The sequence below is a fragment of the Brenneria nigrifluens DSM 30175 = ATCC 13028 genome, from assembly GCF_005484965.1.
Lineage (GTDB): Bacteria > Pseudomonadota > Gammaproteobacteria > Enterobacterales > Enterobacteriaceae > Brenneria > Brenneria nigrifluens.
This window is the reverse complement of sequence record NZ_CP034036.1, coordinates 4,307,047-4,326,880: the sequence shown is the minus strand read 5'-3', so window position 1 is coordinate 4,326,880 and position 19,834 is coordinate 4,307,047. Positions and strand designations below refer to the sequence as shown.

The 19,834-nt window shown below is 56.2% G+C and carries 16 protein-coding genes and 1 tRNA gene; 6 read left to right on the top strand and 11 right to left on the bottom strand.

What is annotated here, in order from left to right:
• Positions 1-325: 325 nt before the first annotated feature.
• A complete protein-coding gene (locus EH206_RS20310; RefSeq protein WP_009114659.1) occupies positions 326-1,501 on the bottom strand; it encodes an STY4528 family pathogenicity island replication protein in 1,176 nt (391 codons plus the stop codon).
• 350 nt (positions 1,502-1,851) lie between these two features.
• Here EH206_RS20310 and EH206_RS20305 point away from each other — a divergent pair, with 350 nt between their 5' ends.
• Positions 1,852-2,271, top strand: coding sequence for a GNAT family N-acetyltransferase (locus EH206_RS20305; RefSeq protein ID WP_009114658.1), 420 nt, complete (start codon positions 1,852-1,854; stop codon positions 2,269-2,271).
• 131 nt (positions 2,272-2,402) lie between these two features.
• Here the strand turns inward: EH206_RS20305 and EH206_RS20300 are convergent, their stop codons facing one another.
• The 7 genes from EH206_RS20300 to lptF all read right to left on the bottom strand — a co-directional run bounded on the left by EH206_RS20300 (position 2,403) and on the right by lptF (position 8,951).
• Complete coding sequence (locus tag EH206_RS20300; RefSeq protein ID WP_232216550.1) at positions 2,403-2,690, bottom strand: HigA family addiction module antitoxin; 288 nt, start codon at positions 2,688-2,690, stop codon at positions 2,403-2,405.
• 8 nt (positions 2,691-2,698) lie between these two features.
• A complete protein-coding gene (locus EH206_RS20295; protein ID WP_009114656.1) occupies positions 2,699-2,971 on the bottom strand; it encodes a type II toxin-antitoxin system RelE/ParE family toxin in 273 nt (90 codons plus the stop codon).
• A gap of 668 nt (positions 2,972-3,639) precedes the next feature.
• A complete protein-coding gene (locus EH206_RS20290; protein WP_009114655.1) occupies positions 3,640-4,617 on the bottom strand; it encodes a toll/interleukin-1 receptor domain-containing protein in 978 nt (325 codons plus the stop codon).
• 396 nt (positions 4,618-5,013) lie between these two features.
• Positions 5,014-6,258, bottom strand: coding sequence for a tyrosine-type recombinase/integrase (locus EH206_RS20285; RefSeq protein WP_009114654.1), 1,245 nt, complete (start codon positions 6,256-6,258; stop codon positions 5,014-5,016).
• 218 nt (positions 6,259-6,476) lie between these two features.
• Positions 6,477-6,561: transfer RNA gene (locus EH206_RS20280), tRNA-Leu, on the bottom strand.
• Positions 6,562-6,780: 219 nt separating this feature from the next.
• A complete protein-coding gene (gene lptG / locus EH206_RS20275) occupies positions 6,781-7,851 on the bottom strand; it encodes an LPS export ABC transporter permease LptG (protein ID WP_009114653.1) in 1,071 nt (356 codons plus the stop codon).
• Positions 7,851-8,951: an LPS export ABC transporter permease LptF gene (lptF, locus tag EH206_RS20270; RefSeq protein ID WP_009114652.1), complete on the bottom strand. Its 1,101-nt coding sequence runs from the start codon at positions 8,949-8,951 to the stop codon at positions 7,851-7,853. The genes lptG and lptF overlap by 1 nt, the downstream gene beginning before the upstream one ends.
• Positions 8,952-9,234: 283 nt before the next feature.
• Between lptF and pepA the strand changes: the two genes are divergently transcribed.
• From pepA to exbD, 5 genes are all read left to right on the top strand, one after another.
• The gene (gene pepA / locus EH206_RS20265; protein ID WP_009114651.1) at positions 9,235-10,746 is read left to right on the top strand and encodes a leucyl aminopeptidase; all 1,512 of its coding nucleotides are present in this window, start codon (positions 9,235-9,237) and stop codon (positions 10,744-10,746) included.
• Between the two features lie 87 nt (positions 10,747-10,833).
• Complete coding sequence (locus EH206_RS20260) at positions 10,834-11,283, top strand: DNA polymerase III subunit chi (RefSeq protein ID WP_009114650.1); 450 nt, start codon at positions 10,834-10,836, stop codon at positions 11,281-11,283.
• A 12-nt stretch (positions 11,284-11,295) separates the two neighbouring features.
• Positions 11,296-14,151 (top strand): valine--tRNA ligase, encoded by a 2,856-nt coding sequence (locus EH206_RS20255; protein WP_009114649.1) that lies wholly within the window; start codon positions 11,296-11,298, stop codon positions 14,149-14,151.
• Positions 14,152-14,480: 329 nt separating this feature from the next.
• Positions 14,481-15,548 carry a tol-pal system-associated acyl-CoA thioesterase gene (gene exbB, locus EH206_RS20250; protein ID WP_009114648.1) on the top strand — a complete coding sequence of 356 codons (1,068 nt, stop codon included), beginning with the start codon at positions 14,481-14,483 and terminating at the stop codon, positions 15,546-15,548.
• 3 nt (positions 15,549-15,551) lie between these two features.
• The gene (gene exbD / locus EH206_RS20245) at positions 15,552-15,974 is read left to right on the top strand and encodes a TonB system transport protein ExbD (RefSeq protein ID WP_009114647.1); all 423 of its coding nucleotides are present in this window, start codon (positions 15,552-15,554) and stop codon (positions 15,972-15,974) included.
• A gap of 22 nt (positions 15,975-15,996) precedes the next feature.
• Here exbD and EH206_RS20240 read toward each other — a convergent pair whose 3' ends face one another.
• From EH206_RS20240 to EH206_RS20230, 3 genes are read right to left on the bottom strand one after another with little or no spacing between them, the layout of a single operon-like run.
• Positions 15,997-17,019: a LacI family DNA-binding transcriptional regulator gene (locus EH206_RS20240; RefSeq protein WP_009114646.1), complete on the bottom strand. Its 1,023-nt coding sequence runs from the start codon at positions 17,017-17,019 to the stop codon at positions 15,997-15,999.
• A 34-nt stretch (positions 17,020-17,053) separates the two neighbouring features.
• The gene (locus EH206_RS20235) at positions 17,054-18,463 is read right to left on the bottom strand and encodes a glycoside hydrolase family 32 protein (RefSeq protein WP_040343475.1); all 1,410 of its coding nucleotides are present in this window, start codon (positions 18,461-18,463) and stop codon (positions 17,054-17,056) included.
• On the bottom strand, positions 18,463-19,833 hold the full coding sequence (locus EH206_RS20230) for a sucrose-specific PTS transporter subunit IIBC (RefSeq protein ID WP_009114644.1): 1,371 nt from the start codon (positions 19,831-19,833) through the stop codon (positions 18,463-18,465). The genes EH206_RS20235 and EH206_RS20230 overlap by 1 nt, the downstream gene beginning before the upstream one ends.
• Position 19,834: the final 1 nt, after the last annotated feature.

Genomic DNA, 19,834 nt, shown 5'->3' with positions numbered 1-19,834 from the left:
ATGGTGCTCATGCCGCGCCTGCGCAGGCAGCTTGAATGTAAAGCCCATGCGACGGCATCCAAAGAAATTGCCCGACAATCAGGAAAAATTCGCGCGAAGTGGGAGTCAATGGCGGGCGCGCAAGCCGCAGCGGAGCGCAGCCGTAGGCGAGCACTGAACGGGTGAGCACCCGGCGCAGCGCACCATTGACGCCCATATAGCGCATCAGCCTATAACTGGGTGCAGGGGATGTTCGTCCCCTGCACCCCTGCCCTTCGGCGAGAACGGCGTTCCAAGAGGCGGAGCCTCTTGGTCTAGGCCGCAGGCCGCGAAGGCATGGCGGGCATCAGGCAGGGTGGGTCCGCCACCCCTTGGCCTGCATCACCTGAGCGGCAAGGTCTCCGGCGTTCACCGGCATGTTCAGCATCTTGCGGATGTCTGCGATATGCGCGAGCGCGGTTTCGCGTGATGCGAGTTTAGGGGCTGGCTCCTGGCGAATTTCGGCGCGTTGGATTGTCGCCATCATGCAGGGAGCAGCCTGTTGCGCATGGCTGGCCGGTTGTGTGGCCTTGCGGCCTGCCCATAAGCGAAACTCGCCGGCAAGCACCCGCCTGACCAGGCCGAAGAAGTAAGCGATGACGTTGCGCACGGTGCCGCTCTGGCTGCGTGCCTGCAATTCATCCAGCACGTCCTGGCGATACTGGGGCGGCAGCCGATGCAAGGCCGCCTGCACATCGTTTTGCTGCTCAGCCTTGGCACTGCCCAGGCAAGGCGGCAATGCTACTGGCGGTGACACCGGACCGGCCTCGCCGTGCGCGCGTGCACGGTACGTACGTTCTTTTTTATTTAAATACTTACTATACGTACTATCTTGCTTGGGAGTTGTCTGCTGGGCAGAGTCGGTCTGCTGCGGACCTGCTGTGGTGCTGATGGAATCTCCGGATGCAGGCGCTTGTGCTGTGTTTTCATCTTCCCGGACAGGAGGCATGCGTGGTGCCGGCGGCTCATCATCATCGCTGCCTTGGTCTTCGGCATGGGTCGGGGCCGCGGTGGGCGCGTGTTCAAGCGTCTTCTTGATGTACATGGCGACGCGATCGACCTGATTATTTTCGTGGCCGATGGACGTTTGCAGAAGCTCCGGGAGGCCTGCATCGAGCGCGCACGCCTGATGGAAGGTCAGCGTGCTTTCATGGACTTGATACAGCTCGCTGAGGACATGGCCGGTCATGGGGTCCCGATGCTGCCCCACCAGGCTGATCCAGCCAGTGAGCCGCAATACTACGAGGACGCGCCAGGCCGTCTCATAGCCAGCGCGCTGCCCTAACGGCGTGGAGGTTAGATAGCGTCGCAATTGCCCCAGGCTCGTCAACGGGCTAAGACCCTCCGCCGCACGCAGCATGCGCAAAACTTGCCAGCCGTTACGCTCCAGGGGCGTGAGACGGGTATCGAGCATAAGTGCGGTCGGCGTGGTAAACAGGGTATCGTGCTCTTGTGTGTTGTGGTGGTCATGATGGTGTGCCATAAGAAGTCTCCGGGATTGGGGCCACAGCGGTCCGTTGCCCCGTATCTCATCGCAGGCTTATCCACTCGTCAGCCAACAATGCGGTCTACACCACAACCGTGTTGATCGGTTTGCGGCCATGCTGGGATCGCCATCCGGCTTGGTTTATGATCCCGGCACCCCCTGTTGTCGGTACAACTGAGGTGACTTCCCGCGCGCGATTCCTGCTAGAGCCAGTCCGTTAAGCGGGTCAAAATGTCTGGATCATCAGGGGGCTAATACACCCTGTGCCTAGCGTTTGAAACCTTCGCGCTGGCTTCAAACCCCTTTGCAGCTCTTATTTAATCTAGATGAATAACAAGGAGGAACCTATGCGTCTTATCGTCACCCCAACCCCTAGTACAGAAGATATCCAAGATATCCGCCAGCCGCTGTTCAATTTCAATCGTCAACATATCGGTAGCGTTGATCGCTTACCATTAGCGGTGTTTACTCACGATGATGCCGGTAACAAGGTGGCAGGACTGATAGGTAATACTTTTGGTAACTGGCTGGATATTGATTATCTCTGGGTTGACGAGAGCCTGCGGGGTGAAGGAATGGGTAGCAAACTGATGCAGGCAGCAGAGCAAGAAGCTGTGGCACGCGGTTGCCTCTATGCCCGGGTAGATACACTGAGCTTCCAGGCGCGCCCATTCTATGAAAAACAGGGCTATCAGTTGCAGATGACCCTGAACGATATTCCAGAGCACCACCAGTGGTACTTTTTCACAAAGCCGCTTACAGCCTGAGAGGATTGGCTAAAATTTGAATAGCCTCAACGATAAAAAAGACCCCACCAATGAACTGATCCCAAGCGGTTGGAACGGATGCCAACGCGCAGGGACAGCTCACTCGTGGGGCCTGGTTATGACAAAGACCACTAAGCGAATATAAGACGCTTAATAGGGGGATGCTCACGGTGCTCCGCTTGCCACAGATCGTATGCCGCCTGCGCAGCCAGATAGACGCGTGCAGAACCAATACCCGCCAGCTCCAGACGGTAAGCCAGATCCGCGGTGATCGCGGCATGACAATTCAACACAGTAGACAACTGTCCGCGTGAATAACCGATATGCCGCGCCAGCGCAGAGACCGTCAGGCCAATGGCGGGCAAGACGTCTTCGCGCAGCGATTCCCCCGGATGGGGGGGGTTATACATCGGCATCATGGGCCTCCTTAGTGATAATCAAGATAATCGATCAATTCGACGTCACCCTCGACAAAGCGAAATGTCACACGCCAGTTGCCTGAGACGCTGGCCGACCAGAAGCCTTTGCGCTTGCCCTTCAAGGGATGCAAGCCAAAGCCGGGTATATCACCTGGCGCACCGGCGTAGTCCAGATACATCAACAAACGCCGCAGGCGTGGGATATGGTCGGGACGTACACCCGACTGATCGCCGCGCTCATATAAAACCTGCAACCCCTTGTGCTTGAAGCTCCGGATCATATCGCCTCCATTGTAAGGTATCTCCTTACACTTTTCAAGTTACTCAGGGCTGGCACTTTCACAACAGCGACCTGTTTTTGAAAGCGCAGTGCAGAGGAATCGAGGGGAATAATCATAAATTCTCCTTGAGGATATGCCAGCACCGTCATACTGATGACGGAACAGCAAAGGTCCCAGAATGTAGGATAAAAACAGAGAGCATCAGTACCGGATGGGTACTTCGTCCTCGAATTGATGCTGAGCGGACTGGACCGGTCGTTGTGGAAACCACGCCGCAGCCTTGAAGACCGGGGCTGCCTGGGCTGTGCTGACAACGTCAGCAACAACGACGTAAATTTGACTCATCCTGTGTCGGTTCTCACCTAACAATAGGAACGACGCGGTACCCGCTTTCTTGGAAAGCTCGCTGGCTTGTATTGTTTGCGGTGAATCAGCTTTGTATCATGAGGCCGGTGCGTGATGGCCTAGGGCGATGGGGTGGATGTCTAGAAGAATGGATAAGCTGGCCTACTACTGGCTGCTCACTGTCGAAGGCAAAATTATTCGCCCCCAGCAAGCGAATCGGGAGGAATGAGACTCTCCCGTCACGGTAGTGATCCCTAAACTCAGTGGGCTCTCACTATACATTTAAATATTCAACCCATATCAGAATGTTGTTACTGCAGTGTTTAACGGGTGCGTTGCTGGATTGGGTCAAAAAACATCTTCCAGAGATGCTCAGCCATTCCTTCGTTGGTAAGCAATGAATCTCTTGCATTGCTGTAGCCAAAGCCCATCAGAGCACGAAAGCCTAGGGTCTGCCCATTATCAGCAATACTCAGGCTTTCATTAAAGCTATTATGGGTCACACCGCTTTGGCTGTAGCAGATATCTCCCAATCCCATATGACGACTGCCACGCCAGATACCACACTGACCAACTTTGCTACCGTTAATATAAACTGCGCAAGTAAAGGAATCTACGTCAGGTTGATGGAAATCAACGTCTAACCCGGCATGGCGCTTTTTAAGTTCGGCAAGTGAGTTTTCAAAATAATGTGTGACGTACTCAAAACCTTCACGGTAGGCGCGATCTTTATCGAGGTCCGTAAAGCTCTTCGGCAGAGCAAGATTGCCAGAACGCGGCGTAAAAATAATATCAGATGTCTGAAACACTGAATGCGTGGTGGCCGGAGAATGGACATTCACACCCTGTTGCGGCTTTTTCACTTCCATATTAGTAATGGCCCGTGTAACGGCGCCGACGACCTGAACATAGCCCTCGTCATGGCTGGCAAATTTAGTGATTGGTTTACCGTCTATAGTAGCCGCGAGAATGCTTCCAAACGGCAACGAGTGCCAGGCACACTCCCTCAAAATCACCGGAATCACCACCGCCTCACCACGCTTATGACGCTCAAGCGCCTTAGACATCTCAACCTGATAACAATAATCTGAAGCAATGAAATCGCTGCTAATCAGCAGCAAAATGATATCAGCTTCGGCAAAATACTGGTCAATCTGACGTTCAAACTCTTGCCCAGGAGCAATGCGTCGATCGTGCCATGTAGTGATCTTCCCTGTTCTCTTCAGGGGTGACAGATGCTTTTCAAGTTCATTGCGTAATGCTTCATCCGCATGGGAATAGGAAAAAACAAGGCTGGTCATAATGTTGAAATGCTCCAGAGGTATAACTGTCAATTACGGCTATTTTGCCACTGTGGTGGAAAAAAATCACAATTGTCGATAGCAAAGGCAAAATGTGTATTGTCATAAAGTTATCACCAGCAGTTTCGCGTATCATAGCGTGATTTGTTAACCCCCAATAGTGGAGTCGTGGCCCTACCCCAATATCCTGATACAGCCAAAACTGGAAATCCGGCATGATAAAACCATTCCGTTGACGGGGCGATGCCGATGGAAAAGTCCCGTTACACCGAGTAACAGAATGCATTTGCACTGTATCAGCCCCCTGATGTTCCATACACCTATGCCGGCTTAGGGAAATGTCTTTAAACTTAAAGCCTGAAGTGCTCGAGCACCTTGGGGCAGCCCATTGTGAGTTTATTTAAACTCATACGGCACCACGTACCCCTCCCTATTCGCATCCAGATAATCCGCCCACCATTGCACCATCAGCTTACGCTCTTCAATATGCTCGGCCCGATGGATATAAGCCGCCCTGACCCCGCTGCGCTCCTGGTGGCTCATCTGCCGCTCCACCGCATCCCGTGACCACAGGCCCGACTCCACCAACGCGCTACAGGCCATGGTGCGAAAGCCATGCCCACATACTTCGGTCTTGGTATCGTATCCCATGGTCCGCAGCGCCTTATTAACGGTGTTTTCACTCATCGGCTTTTTAGGATCATGGTCGCCCGGGAATACCAGCGTCTGGTTATCACCGCATAGCGCCCTAATCCGCTTAAGCAATACCACCGCCTGGCGTGACAACGGCACCAGGTGCGGCGTATGCATCTTAGAACCGCGCTGGGAGAACTTCACCCCCTCAATAGGCTCGCGTTCTGCCGGCAGGGTCCACATCGCCCGTTTCAGGTCAATTTCCTGCCAGCGGGCAAAACGTAGTTCGCTGGAGCGGATAAAGATCACCAGCGCCAATTGCACCGCCAGCCTCGTTAATTTCCTGCCGCCATAATCATCCAGACGTTCTAAGAAATCCGGCAATTGTTCCAACTGCAATGCGGGATGATGATTTGCCTTGCGGGTGGCAATCGCGCCGACCAAATCCTGGGCAGGGTTATAGTCAATCAAGCCGTTCTGCATGGCGTAGCGCATTACGCCGGTGACCCGCTGTTGTAACCGGGAGGCCACATCCAGTTTCCCGGTCGCCTCTACCGCTTTTAACGGCTCCAGTAAATCACGTATTTTCAACTCGGTAATATCGCGATCGCCCAGGGCCGGGAAGAGGTAGACCTCAAGGTAATGCATCACTCTGGCGGCATGGTCCACCGACCAGCGTTGGTTGCTGGCATGCCAGTCGCGGGCCACCGAGGCAAAGGTATTCGCCGGCGCATTGGCCAGCTTTTCTTCTTTGCGCTTTTCGGCGGGATCGAGGCCATCTGCCAGTAAAACGCGGGCTTTTTCGCGCAGTTCACGGGCCTTGGCTAAACCAATAAGCGGATAAGCGCCGAAGGAGAGTTTTTTTTCTTTACCCTGGTAGCGATATTTAAGCTGCCATAATTTCGACCCGGCCGGTTTTACCAGCAGATATAGACCGTGGGCATCGCTGAGCTTGTAGGGTTTTTCGAGCGGTTTGGCGTTGTGGGCAGCGCGATCTGATAAAGGCATTTTGGGGGCCTCGTGTAAATCGAACCGAAAGAGCCCCCATTAAAGCCCCCAAATGGACCGGATGTCAATGGATGAAAAACGACCAGTATGGAAGAGGGAGAAATCGACGAGTCAGAAAGGAGTGAAATATTTTCTTTATTTAACAGACGACTATGGAACTCAGTGGAAGATTATGGACACAAAAAAAGCCACCCTTGGGTGACCTGATTGTGTACTAATGGTGCCGAAGGCCGGACTCGAACCGGCACGTATTTCTACGGTTGATTTTGAATCAACTGCGTCTACCGATTTCGCCACTTCGGCACGAAGAGGTATGCGGAAAACGGGTGCATTATACCGTTTGCCGACTTGCGCGCAACTTTAATCCGCCCGCCGTTGGGTCAAGTGCTGAAAAAATCATCTTTGGCACAAGGCGTTATCGCGTTTTCAACGCGGGGGAGAGGCGTCGGGCCGCGCTGCAACCTGCCTGCCAATGCAAAGTCACTGAAGCGATAACCGTTCAGTGACTTTGCCGGTTCGGGCCTAGCGGCGTTTCAGCAGCAACACCACGCTGACGACCAGGAACGCGGCGCTTGGCAATATGGCGCCCAATACCGGCGGTATGCCGTATACCAGGCTGAGCGGGCGGAAGATTTCATTCAGCACATAGAACAGGAAACCAAAGCTGATGCCGATGACGATGCGGGTCCCGGCGGATACGCTGCGCAGCGGGCCAAAGATGAAGGATACCGCCATCAGCATCATCACCGCGACCGATATCGGGGAGAATATCTTGCTCCACATATTCAGTTGATAACGACTGGCTTCCTGTCCGCTTTGTTTGAGGTAGTCGGCGTAGTCACGCAGTCCGCGGATGGAAAGCGAATTCGGTTCGAGCGCCGCCACGCCGAGTTTGTCGGGCGTCAGGTTGGTTTTCCATTCGCCGCTCAGGGTTTGGCTGCCGCCGATCTGTTTGCCGTCGCTCAGATCGGACTCATCCACCTGGGTGAGTTTCCATACGCCGTCCTCAAACGAAGCCGATGCCGCGTAGCGCACGGATAGCAGCTTGTTTTCCTTGTCGAAATGGTAGATGTTGACCCCGGAAATTTCGTTATCGCCGATCACGCGCTCGATAAAGATGAAGTCGTTGCCGTCTTTGGCCCACAGGCCGTTTTGCGTGGAGATCATCGAGCCGCCGGAAACCATCTGGGAGCGGTAGTTACGCGCCATCTGTTCGCCCTTTGGCGAGACCCATTCCCCAATCGCCATGGTCAGCAGCACCAGGGGAATCGCCGTTTTCATCACCGATCCGGCGATTTGCAGTCGGGTAAATCCCGATGCCTGCATCACCACCAGTTCGCTGCGCGTGGCCAACGTTCCCAGCCCCAACAGGGCGCCGAGCAGCGCGGCCATCGGGAAGAAGATTTCGATATCTTTCGGCACGCTGAGCAGCGTGTAGAGCCCGGCGCCGAATACCGAATAGTTCCCCTGTCCGACCTTGCGCAACTGGTCGACGAATTTGATGATGCCCGACAGGGAGACCAGCATAAACAGCGTCATCATGATGGTGGTAAGAATCGTTTTACCGATATAGCGGTCCAGTACGCCAAACATCAGAACGCCCTCTTCAGTATCAAACGAGAACGGAGCCGGCGCATCGGCACCGTATCCCAGACGTTCAGCAGTACGGCAATGCCGAGGTAGGCCAGGTTGACCAACCATGTCCATATCATCGGATCGATTTTGCCTTTGCCGGCGTTGGAACGAATGCTGCTTTGCAGCAGGAAGAAAATCAGGTACAGCAGCATGGCGGGCAGCATGCTCAGGACTCTGCCCTGGCGCGGATTGACCACGCTCAGCGGCACGACTATCAGCGCCATGATCAGCACCGACAGAATCAGCGTCAGGCGCCAGTGAAACTCTGCTCTGGCGTCGTGATCGTCCGAACGCCACAGCGTACGCATATTCATCTGTTCCGCGTCGCTGTTATCCAGCGTGACGGACTGATGGCCGATAACGGCCTGATAGTTGGTGAAATCCGTGATGCGAAAGTCACGCAGCAGGGCGGTGCCCTCATAGCGGGAACCGTTGTCCAGCGTCACCACCTGGGAACCGTCGCCGTCCTGAGAGATGCGTCCGCGGTCGGCCACCACTACGGAAGGTCGGGCGTTGCCGCTGGGCCGCAGCTGCGCCAGAAAAACGTGTTCAAAGGTCTGGCCGCTGACGTTGCCGACAAACAGCACCGAGCTGCCGCCCTGAGTGGACTGGAACTGGCCTTCCACCAGCGTGGCCATGCCGGGATTGGCTCGCGCCTCGGCCAGAACTTCTTCCTGATGACGCGACGACCAGGGGCTGAGCCACAGCGCATTGATGGTGGCCATCGCCGCCGTCAGCAGTCCCAGCACCACGGCGGCCTTCAGCAATACGCGTTTGCCGATGCCGCAGGCGTGCATCACCGTGATCTCACTTTCAGCATACAGGCGGCCGAACGTCATCAATAATCCAAGAAATAAACTTAATGGCAGAATGAGCTGCGCCATCTCTGGCACGCCCAATCCCAACAGGGAGATAACCAAATTTGTCGGAATGTCGCCGTCAACCGCGGCGCCCAGTATCCGCACTAATTTCTGGCAAAAGAAAATCAGTAACAGAATGAAAAGGATGGCCAGTTGGCTTTTGATTGTTTCCCGTACCAGATATCGAATGATGATCACGCTTGATTACGCCTGTGAAAACTTGTCTTTTTGCAGGAAAGTCGATAGTTTCTTCGCTAACTCGCCATTTATACTCATTTGTGGCAACCTTTCGTAGCTAAAACTGTATTACAACATACTGTGTTGGCGCTGTTGTATCAGAACCTGCTTATAGTCATCGAAGCAGATTCGTTACGTCGTTAAGATTAACACAGGTTATGTTAACGCAACGGCGGGAAAGTATTACGGAGTGTCACATTCTAGCCGTTGATGCCGTCTTTGTCTTTAAGATTCAGGAGAGTACATGGAGTTCAGCGTAAAAAGCGGTAGCCCGGAAAAACAACGCAGTGCATGCATTGTCGTCGGCGTGTTTGAACCGCGTCGCCTGTCCCCGATTGCCGAACAGCTGGATAAAATCAGCGACGGCTATATCAGCGCGCTGCTTCGCCGCGGTGAACTGGAAGGCAAAGTAGGTCAATCATTGCTATTGCACCATGTACCCAACATCCTGTCGGAACGCATTTTGCTGATTGGCTGCGGCAAAGAGCGTGAACTGGACGAACGGCAGTACAAACAGGTGATTCAGAAAACCATCAACTCGCTGAATGAAACCGGTTCAATGGAAGCGGTCTGTTTTCTGACCGAACTGCACGTGAAAGGCCGCAATACCTACTGGAAAGTGCGTCAGGCGGTCGAAACCGCGAAAGAGTCGCTCTATACCTTTGATCAGCTTAAGAGTAATAAGGTCGAGCTGCGTCGTCCGCTGCGTAAAATGGTGTTCAACGTGCCGACGCGCCGCGAGCTGACCGGCGGCGAGCGCGCCATTCAGCACGGCCTGGCTATCGCCGCCGGCATCAAGGCGGCGAAAGACCTCGGCAATATGCCGCCCAATATCTGCAATGCGGCGTATCTGGCGTCACAGGCGCGTCAACTGGCCGATACCTACAGCCAGAACATTATTACCCGGGTGATTGGCGAGCAACAGATGAAAACGCTGGGTATGAACGCCTATCTGGCGGTCGGCCAGGGTTCGCAGAATGAATCATTAATGTCCGTCATTGAATATAAAGGCGATCCCTCGGCGGATGCCCGGCCGATTGTGCTGGTCGGCAAGGGGCTGACGTTTGATTCCGGCGGCGTATCCATCAAGCCCGCCGACAGCATGGACGAAATGAAATATGATATGTGCGGCGCCGCCACGGTTTACGGCGTGATGCGCATGGCGGCGGAGCTGGCGCTGCCGCTGAATATCGTCGGCGTGCTGGCCGGCTGTGAAAATATGGTCGACGGGCGTTCCTACCGTCCGGGCGATGTGCTGACCACCATGTCCGGCCAGACGGTGGAAGTGCTGAATACCGATGCCGAAGGCCGTCTGGTGCTGTGCGATGCGCTCACCTACGTTGAACGTTACGAACCCGACGTGGTTATCGACGTCGCCACGCTGACCGGAGCCTGCGTGATTGCGCTGGGCCACCACCTTACCGGGCTGATGTCGAACCATAATCCGCTGGCGCACGAGCTGCTGGGCGCGTCCGAGCAGTCCGGCGATCGGGCGTGGCGTCTGCCGTTAACCGATGAGTTCCAGGAGCAGCTGGAATCCAATTTCGCCGATATGGCCAACATCGGCGGCCGGCCCGGCGGCGCGATTACCGCGGGTTGCTTCCTGTCGCGTTTTACGCGCAAATACAACTGGGCGCATCTGGATATCGCCGGTACGGCGTGGCGTTCAGGCAAGGCCAAAGGCGCGACCGGTCGTCCGGTGGCGCTGTTGTCGCAGTTTCTGCTCAATCGCGCCGGGCTGAACGACGTGGAATGATGGTAATCTGTCAGGCACAGTAAACCGCGCCTGAATAAACCAGTTATACCGGGCCGGGATATCCGGCCCTTATCAATAGTGTAAATAATGAAAAACGCAACGTTCTATCTTCTCGAACACGACGACAAAAGCGGTGAGCTCAGCGCCCATGAGGCGTTGGCATGCGATGTGGCGGCGGAACGTTGGCGCGCGGGAAAGCGGGTATTGATCGCCTGCGAAAACGAGCAGCAGGCCGTGCGCCTGGATGAAGCGCTGTGGCAGCGCGATCCCCATTCGTTTGTGCCGCACAATCTGGCGGGCGAGGGGCCGCGTCAGGGGGCGCCGGTCGAACTGGCCTGGCCCGAGCGGCGGGGAAACGCCCCACGGGATCTGCTGATCAGCCTGTTGCCGTATTTCGCAGATTTTGCCACCGCTTTCCATGAAGTGATAGACTTTGTCCCTTACGAAGAATCCCTGAAACAGTTGGCGCGCGACCGTTATAAAGCCTATCGCGGCGTCGGCTTTCATTTGACCACGGCCAAATCGCCAACCCACTGAATTTTGAGCATAATGGAAACGAAATATAACCCGCAAGATATCGAGCAGCCGCTCTACGAGCGCTGGGAACAACAAGGCTATTTCAAGCCGAACGGCGATACCAGCAAAGAAAGCTTCAGTATCATGATCCCGCCGCCCAACGTCACCGGCAGCTTGCATATGGGCCATGCTTTCCAGCAAACCATTATGGATACGCTGATCCGCTATCAGCGTATGCAGGGGAAAAACACCCTGTGGCAGGCGGGCACCGACCACGCCGGTATCGCCACCCAGATGGTGGTGGAGCGCAAGATCGCGGCGGAAGAGGGTAAAACCCGCCATGATTACGGCCGCGAAGGGTTTATCAATAAAATCTGGCAGTGGAAGGCCGAGTCCGGCGGCACCATTACCCGCCAGATGCGCCGTCTGGGCAACTCCGTCGACTGGGAGCGCGAGCGCTTTACCATGGACGAAGGTCTGTCCAACGCGGTGAAGGAAGTGTTCGTCCGCCTGTATAAAGAAGATCTGATTTATCGCGGCAAGCGCCTGGTGAACTGGGATCCGAAGCTGCGCACCGCCATTTCCGACCTGGAAGTGGAAAACCGCCAATCGAAAGGCTCCATGTGGCACCTGCGCTACCCGCTGGCCGACGGCGCTAAAACCGCCGATGGTAAAGACTATCTGGTGGTGGCCACCACCCGTCCGGAAACCGTGCTGGGCGATACCGGCGTGGCGGTGAACCCGGAAGATCCGCGCTATAAGGATCTGATCGGCAAGGAAGTGATCCTGCCGCTGGTGGGGCGTCGCATCCGGATCGTCGGCGACGAACACGCGGATATGGCAAAAGGCACCGGCTGCGTGAAGATCACCCCGGCCCACGACTTTAACGACTATGAAGTGGGTAAACGCCACCAGCTACCGATGATCAACATTCTGACCTTTGACGGCGATATCCGTCAGCAGGCCGAAGTGTTTGATACCAACGGCGAAGCCAGCACCGCATACAGCAGCGATATTCCGCCGGCGTTTCGCGGTCTGGAGCGCTTTGCCGCGCGTAAAGCCGTGGTGGCGGCCTTTGAGGATCTCGGCCTGCTGGAAGAGATCAAGGCGCACGACCTGACGGTGCCGTACGGCGACCGCGGCGGCGTGGTGATTGAGCCGATGCTGACCGATCAGTGGTACGTGCGGGCGGCGGTGCTGGCCAAACCGGCGGTGGAAGCGGTTGAGGACGGCCGTATCCAGTTTGTGCCCAAGCAGTACGAAAACATGTACTTCAGCTGGATGCGCGACATTCAGGACTGGTGTATTTCCCGCCAGCTGTGGTGGGGGCACCGCATTCCGGCCTGGTACGACGCCGAAGGCAAGGTTTACGTCGGCCGCGACGAAGCGGAAGTGCGCCGCGAAAACAATCTGGCTGACGACGTGGCGCTGAATCAGGACGAAGACGTACTGGACACCTGGTTCTCCTCCGGGCTGTGGACATTCTCCACGCTGGGCTGGCCGGAACAGACGCCGGATCTGAAAGCTTTCCACCCGAGCAGCGTGATGGTCAGCGGCTTCGACATTATCTTCTTCTGGATTGCCCGCATGATCATGCTGACCATGCACTTTATCAAGGATGAAGACGGCAAGCCGCAGGTGCCGTTCCACACGGTCTACATGACGGGGCTGATCCGTGATGAAGAAGGGCAGAAGATGTCCAAGTCCAAAGGCAACGTGATCGACCCCCTGGATATGGTGGACGGGATTTCGCTGCAAGCCCTGCTGGAAAAACGCACCGGCAATATGATGCAGCCGCAGCTGGCGGAAAAAATCCGCAAGCGTACCGAAAAGCAGTTCCCGAACGGCATCGAACCGCACGGCACCGACGCGCTGCGCTTTACCCTGGCGGCGCTGGCCTCGACCGGGCGCGATATCAACTGGGATATGAAACGCCTGGAAGGTTACCGCAACTTCTGTAACAAGCTGTGGAACGCCAGCCGTTTCGTGCTGATGAATACCGAAGGTCAGGATTGCGGCTTTAACGGCGCAGATAAAGTCTTGTCGCTGGCCGACCGCTGGATCCTGGCCGAATTCAACCGTACGGTTAAAGCCTACCGCGAAGCGCTGGACAGCTATCGTTTCGATATCGCCGCCAATATTCTGTATGAGTTCACCTGGAACCAGTTCTGCGACTGGTATCTGGAACTGGCGAAGCCGGTGATGAACGGCGGAACGGCGGCGGAGCTGCGCGGTACGCGCCATACGCTGGTGAACGTGCTGGAAGCCTTGCTGCGTCTGGCGCACCCGATCATTCCATTTATCACCGAAACCATCTGGCAGCGGGTGAAAGCGCTGAAAGGCATTAGCGCCGACACCATCATGTTGCAGCCTTTCCCCGAGTTCGACGCCGCGCAGGAAGATACCCAGGCGCTGAACGATCTGGAATGGATCAAACAGGCGATTATCGCCGTGCGTAATATCCGTGCGGAAATGAATATCGCGCCGGGGAAACCGCTGGAGCTGCTGTTACGCGGCGCCAGCGCCGAGGCGACGCGCCGGGTGGAGGAGAACCGCGGTTTTATTCAGACGCTGGCGCGTCTGGCAAGCATTACGCTGTTGCCGGCGGGCGATAAAGGTCCGGTGTCGGTGACCAAGCTGGTGGAAGGCGCCGAGCTTTTGATCCCGATGGCGGGGTTGATTGACAAAGCGGCGGAGCTGGAGCGTCTGGCAAAAGAAGTGGCCAGAATCGAAACTGAAATCGGCCGCATCGAAAGCAAGCTGTCCAACGAAGGTTTTGTGGCGCGCGCGCCGCAAGCCGTGGTGGCGAAAGAGCGTGAAAAGCTCGACGGTTATGCGGCAGCAAAAGCGAAATTGCTCGAACAGCAGGCCACCATCGCCGCGCTGTAATGCGTAGAGGATTTTCTTCACCGCAGTCGGTCAAAACGCCCGATGTTACGCATCGGGCGTTTGGGCGCTGACAGATTTAGGGCCGCTAACCGCCATGCGCGCAGCGGCTTCTCTCCATGGCCGCCAGGCTCTCCGGCTATTTGTTATTATTTATCTTTTATGCGATTACCAGTAATGCAAATGCTTAATTCAATCATGTAATGGCGTAAAAAAAATAGTTCCACAAGCATAAATAATAATGAGAACGACTATCAATTCGCTCAGGGTTTGATATTATTTCAGGCTGATTTCTTGTGTCATTAGTGATGGATTAATGGTGGAGGCACAGCGTGAATACGGCTGTCAGTAGCATTACCCAACAGGTATCATCAGCCTGGCAAAAAAAACGTTGCGCGTTCAGCGCACTTTTCCGCAGCGTGCTGGTTGCCCTGCTGTTGACTGCGGGGCTCGGCGGGCATACGTTTGCGGCGCCTGCTACAACCCCATTGTCAGATGGAAATGCCGGCGATGCCGCAACATCGTCCGCTCCCGCAACGCAGGAAGCGCCCGCAACGCAGGAAGCGCCCGCCACGCAAGTTGAACCGGCTGCGCCTGCAACCCCTGCAACCCCTGCAACGCAGGATCCCGCTTCATCTCTCGCCTTGCCGCCTAGCGCCGCGCCGGGTACCAATAACCTGATGACCACGGACTTGTCCGTTTGGGGCATGTATCAGCATGCCGACCTGGTGGTGAAAACGGTGATGGTCGGCCTGCTGCTGGCTTCGGTCATTACCTGGGCGATCTTCTTCAGTAAAAGCGTGGAGCTGGCGGGCGCCAAGCGTCGCGCCCGTCGTGAATATCTGGCGCTGGAACAGGCCAAAACGCTGGGGGATGCCGTAGATGCGGCGGAGGCGTTCAAGAACGGGGGCGTGGCGAAGCAATTGCTGACGGATGCGCTGAATGAACTGGAGCTGTCCGAACGTTCCGACGATAACAACGGGATTAAAGAGCGTACGGCTTTTCGCCTGGAACGCCGCGTTGCCGCCACCGGCCGCCATATGGGGCGCGGTAATGGTTATCTGGCGACGGTCGGCGCGGTGGCGCCGTTTATCGGGTTGTTCGGCACCGTATGGGGCATCATGAACAGCTTTATCGGCATCGCGCAAACGCAAACCACCAATCTGGCAGTCGTCGCGCCGGGCATCGCCGAGGCGTTGCTGGCGACGGCTATCGGCCTGGTCGCCGCTATCCCGGCGGTGGTTATTTATAACATCTTTGCCCGCTGGATTACGGGATATAAAGCGCTGGTGGGCGATGTCGCCGCCCAGGTGCTGCTGCTGTTAAGTCGTGACCTTGATGTGGCGGCCAGCAACGACAACCGGGCCTCTTCATCGGCGCAAAAACTGCGGGCGGGATAAGTCATGGCCATGCATTTAAACGATGATGTGAGCGAAAACGGCGAAATGCACGATATCAACGTGACGCCGTTTATCGATGTCATGCTGGTTCTGCTGATTATCTTTATGGTGGCCGCGCCGCTGGCGACGGTGGACGTTCGCGTTGATTTGCCCGCTTCGTCCGCCGCGCCGCAGCCGCGCCCTGAAAAGCCGGTCTACCTGACGGTGAAAGCCGATAAGCAATTATATGTTGGCGATGACGTGGTAAGCGAAGAGTCGCTGGCGCAGGCGCTGGACGCCACCACCAGCGGCAATAAAGAAACCACCATCTTCTTTCAGGCGGATAAAAGCGTGGATTATGAAACCATGATGAGAGTGATGGATGCGCTACGCAAAGCCGGATATCTCAAGGTGGGGCTGGTGGGCGCGGAGTCGGCGGCTAAATAGTCATCATGCGCGTTTTCCTGACTCACTGACGTGAGTCAGGGTGCCGCCAGTGGATATGCATTGGCGGAATATAGCGCTTAGCCTGCGTCAGCGCGCGTTCTTCGATCAACGTGGTAATCATCTCAAAGCTGTTTCCCGCCAGACTTTCACTGTCCTGGGCAATGGTGTCGATTTTCAACGGCAGGCAGTCGAACAGATAGTGATCGTCAAAGCTGCACAGCCGGATATCGCTCTCCATCAGGTTATGCTGGTTCAGGTAACGCAACACCCCTTCCAACAGGCCGCAGGCGGCGGTAAACAGCGCTTTGGGCGGCCGGCCCAGCTCGGCGCAGAGCTGGGCGAACATTTCATAACCTGAGCTGGGATGATAATTGCCGTGAATAATCCATTCAGGCCGACACTCGATACCCGCGCGTTGTAATCCCAACTGAAAGCCGGCCAGACGGTCTCGGGTAGGAGAAATGCGCGATTGACCGCCAATAAAATAGAACTCGTCGCCGTGCTGGCGGGCGATGCGCTCGACCAGCGTCGCGGTCGACTCTATCGACTCGGTGATCACCAGCGGCAGGTCGGACTCGCCAATCACCCGGTCAAACTGAATAACGGGCAGTTGCTGATTGATTTTCTGGTATTCGGCATCGCTGAGCATACTGGATGCGACGATCAGCCCGTCCACCTGGCGCTGTATCAGGCTGTTGACGGCCATCATCTCCTGACTGGCGTTCTCGTCCGTACAGGCGATAAGAAGCTGCAGCCCCGCTTCGCGGCACAGCATTTCCAGGTCGCGCGAGATAACGGCAAAACCATAGTTGGTCATTTCCGGCACCACCAGCCCCAGCGTATTGCTGCGCGACGAACGCAGGGAGCGGGCATGGATGCTGGGCTGATAGCGCTGCTCGCGGGCGACGGCCAGAATGCGATCGCGGGTGGCATCGGAAACGCGGAACTCTTTACCGCGGCCGTTCAGCACCAGGCTCGCAGTGGATTTCGATACCCCCGCGAGTGCTGCGATGTCGCTGATTGTTATGCGTTTAGTTTGTTTCACCGCGGGATCGGTCCGCTGTCAGAGAAAAGGGGCGTCATTTTATCACGGATGGCGCCAACAGCCAGTGCTGCAATGCCAATCTTCCCGGTCCGCTGAACGTAATGGCGGCGTCGCCGTCGGGGAAATAGCTGGCGGACATCACGGCTGCGCCTTCATTGATAAAAATCTCGATACTGGAGCGATCGCACAATATCTGTAGCTGGTGCAATTCTCCGCGCCAGTAGCGATGTTCCGGTTCGCCGGTGCGGCGGTTATGCCGGCTCAGGGTCAGGCATTCGCCGTTCCAGCACAGCACCATCAGGGAAGCGATGTTGAGCTGGAATTCGCCCTTAACGGTCAAGGCGATTTCGGCGCTGTTCACCGGCAACGGCGGCGCATAGTCGGCGACGCCTTGCCATGCAAAGTGCTGCGTTCGCAGCTGTTGCAGTTCGCGCACCGGCTGTTGATAGAGCTTACCTTCACGCAGCGTCAGCTCCCGCGGGCAGGTCATGGTATGGATCCAGCCATGGGCGATCGTCGGCGCAAAAAACTCGTCCTTATCGGGAATGGCCATCCAGCCAAACAGCAAACGTCGTCCGTCCTCGCTTGATGTTGTTTGCGGCGCGTAAAACTCAAAGCCAAGATCCAGTTCGTTGAATCCATGGTGCGGATAGTCGCCGCTTTGATAATTCAGCGTCCCGACCAGGTAACCGGCCTGGAAGGTGTTCAGATAGCGCTCTTCTTGCGCGGGTACGCCCTGCGGGCAGCAGATTAAGACATCCTGTCCGTTCAGCCTGAATAAATCCGGGCATTCCCACATGTAGCCGAAATCCCCCAGTCCGCCAAGGCGCGAACCGGCGATTTCGGAAATTTTATTCCAGCGGCGCAAATCGCCGGAGCGATACAGTAGCACCTTACCCTGGAGCTGCTTATCCTGCGCTCCCAGCACCATGTACCAGCGGCCATCGTGCTTCCAGACTTTCGGGTCGCGTACATGCCCGGTATAGCCTTCGGGCAGCGTCAGTACCGGACCCAGTTTGTCATACTCGCCGTCGGCGTTTTCCCTGGCCAGGCACTGGAATGCGCTGCGCGAGCCGTCGGCGTATTTCACATTGCCGGTGTAAATCAGGGTAATCGCGCCATTATCAACCACGGCGGAACCGGAATAGCAGCCGTGCGTCTCATAGCTTTCGCTGGGCACCAGCGCAACGGGTTCGTGTCGCCAGCTCACCAGGTCGGGCGAGCTCCAGTGCCCCCAGAATTTTGCGCCGTGGGCGCAGGCTAAAGGATTCCACTGATAAAACAGATGGTAACGCCCGTTATGATGAATAAAGCCATTCGGGTCGTTGAGTAGCCCGACGTTTGGCGACAGGTGCCAATGCGGACGGTGAGGATCGTCGCCGACGCGGGCCTGATTAGACATCAGAGCGTGCGCCATGCGTTTTAACAGGTGGGTTTCCATAATTATGTGTTATCCGTTTTATATTTCAGCAGGAATGAAATGATAAACGCCGCGCCAAAGGCAATGAGCATACCAATCAGATAGCTAAGCATAGAACCAGCCTGGACGATCGCCAATCCCGGAAAGCCCGTCAATCCTACCGCCGTCATACTGACGTGATTGAAGACCACCCAGGCGCCGCCCAGCGCGCCGCCGGCCAGCGCGGCCAGAAACGGTTTTACAAAGCGCAGGTTGATACCGAATATCGCCGCTTCGGTGATGCCGAGCAGTGCGGAAAACGAGGAGGGGATAACGATCGCCTTGATCTTCACATCCTTGGTTTTGAAATACACCGCCAGACAGGCGCCGCCTTGCGCCACGTTGGCCATCGCCCAAATCGGCAGCAGGAAGTTCACGCCGATGTTGGGATTGCCCAGCAAACCGGCTTCAATGGCGTGGAAACTGTGATGCACGCCGGTGATGACAATGGCGGAGTAAAGCCCGCCGAACAGCAGCCCGGCCAGCCAGCCGGCGTGGGTGATCAGGGTGCTCAGGACGAAGGAAATAGCGTCGCCCAGCATACGGCCCGCCGGGCCGATGATCAACAAGGCGATAAAGCCGGAAATGACCACGGTCAGAAATGGGGTAATGATGATATCCAGCGCATCGGGCACCACTTTACGCAGGCGCTTTTCCACCATGCTCATAAACCATACGGCCAGCAGCACCGGAAATACCGTGCCCTGATAACCCACCATAGCGATATCCAGACCGAACAGGCTCATGGTCTGGAAACCGCCGGCGACCCCCCAGGCGTTGGTGAGGGCGGGGTGGGTGAGGATGCCGCCCAGCGTGGCGCCGAGATAGGGGTTGCCGCCAAATTCCCGCGCCGCGGTGAAGCCGATAAGAATGGGCAGGATGATAAAGGCGGCGGAACTGAACATATCCAGCATAATGAAAATCGCGCTGCCGGCATCGGCCCAGCCATAGGTTTTAATCAACCCGAGCAGCCCCATCAGCAGGCCGGATGCCACGATCGCCGGAATAATGGGCACAAAAATGTTTGACAGCAGACGCGCCAGACGTTGCAGCGGGTTCAATTTTTGGGCGGCTAGAGAGGCGGCCTCGGACTTGCTGGATTCACTGATACCCGCGGCTTTGATAAATTCGGCATAGACTTTATTTACCAGGCCGGTGCCGAAAATTATCTGAATTTGCCCGGCGTTATGAAAGCAGCCTTTGACCCCTTCGACATTCTCAATCGCTTTTTTGTCGGCCAGACTATCGTCGTTAAGCACCAGACGCAAACGGGTAGCGCAGTGGGCGGCGCTGGCGATATTTTCTTTTCCGCCCAACAGGGGGATAAGTGCTGTCGCTGTGGCGTTAATATCCATT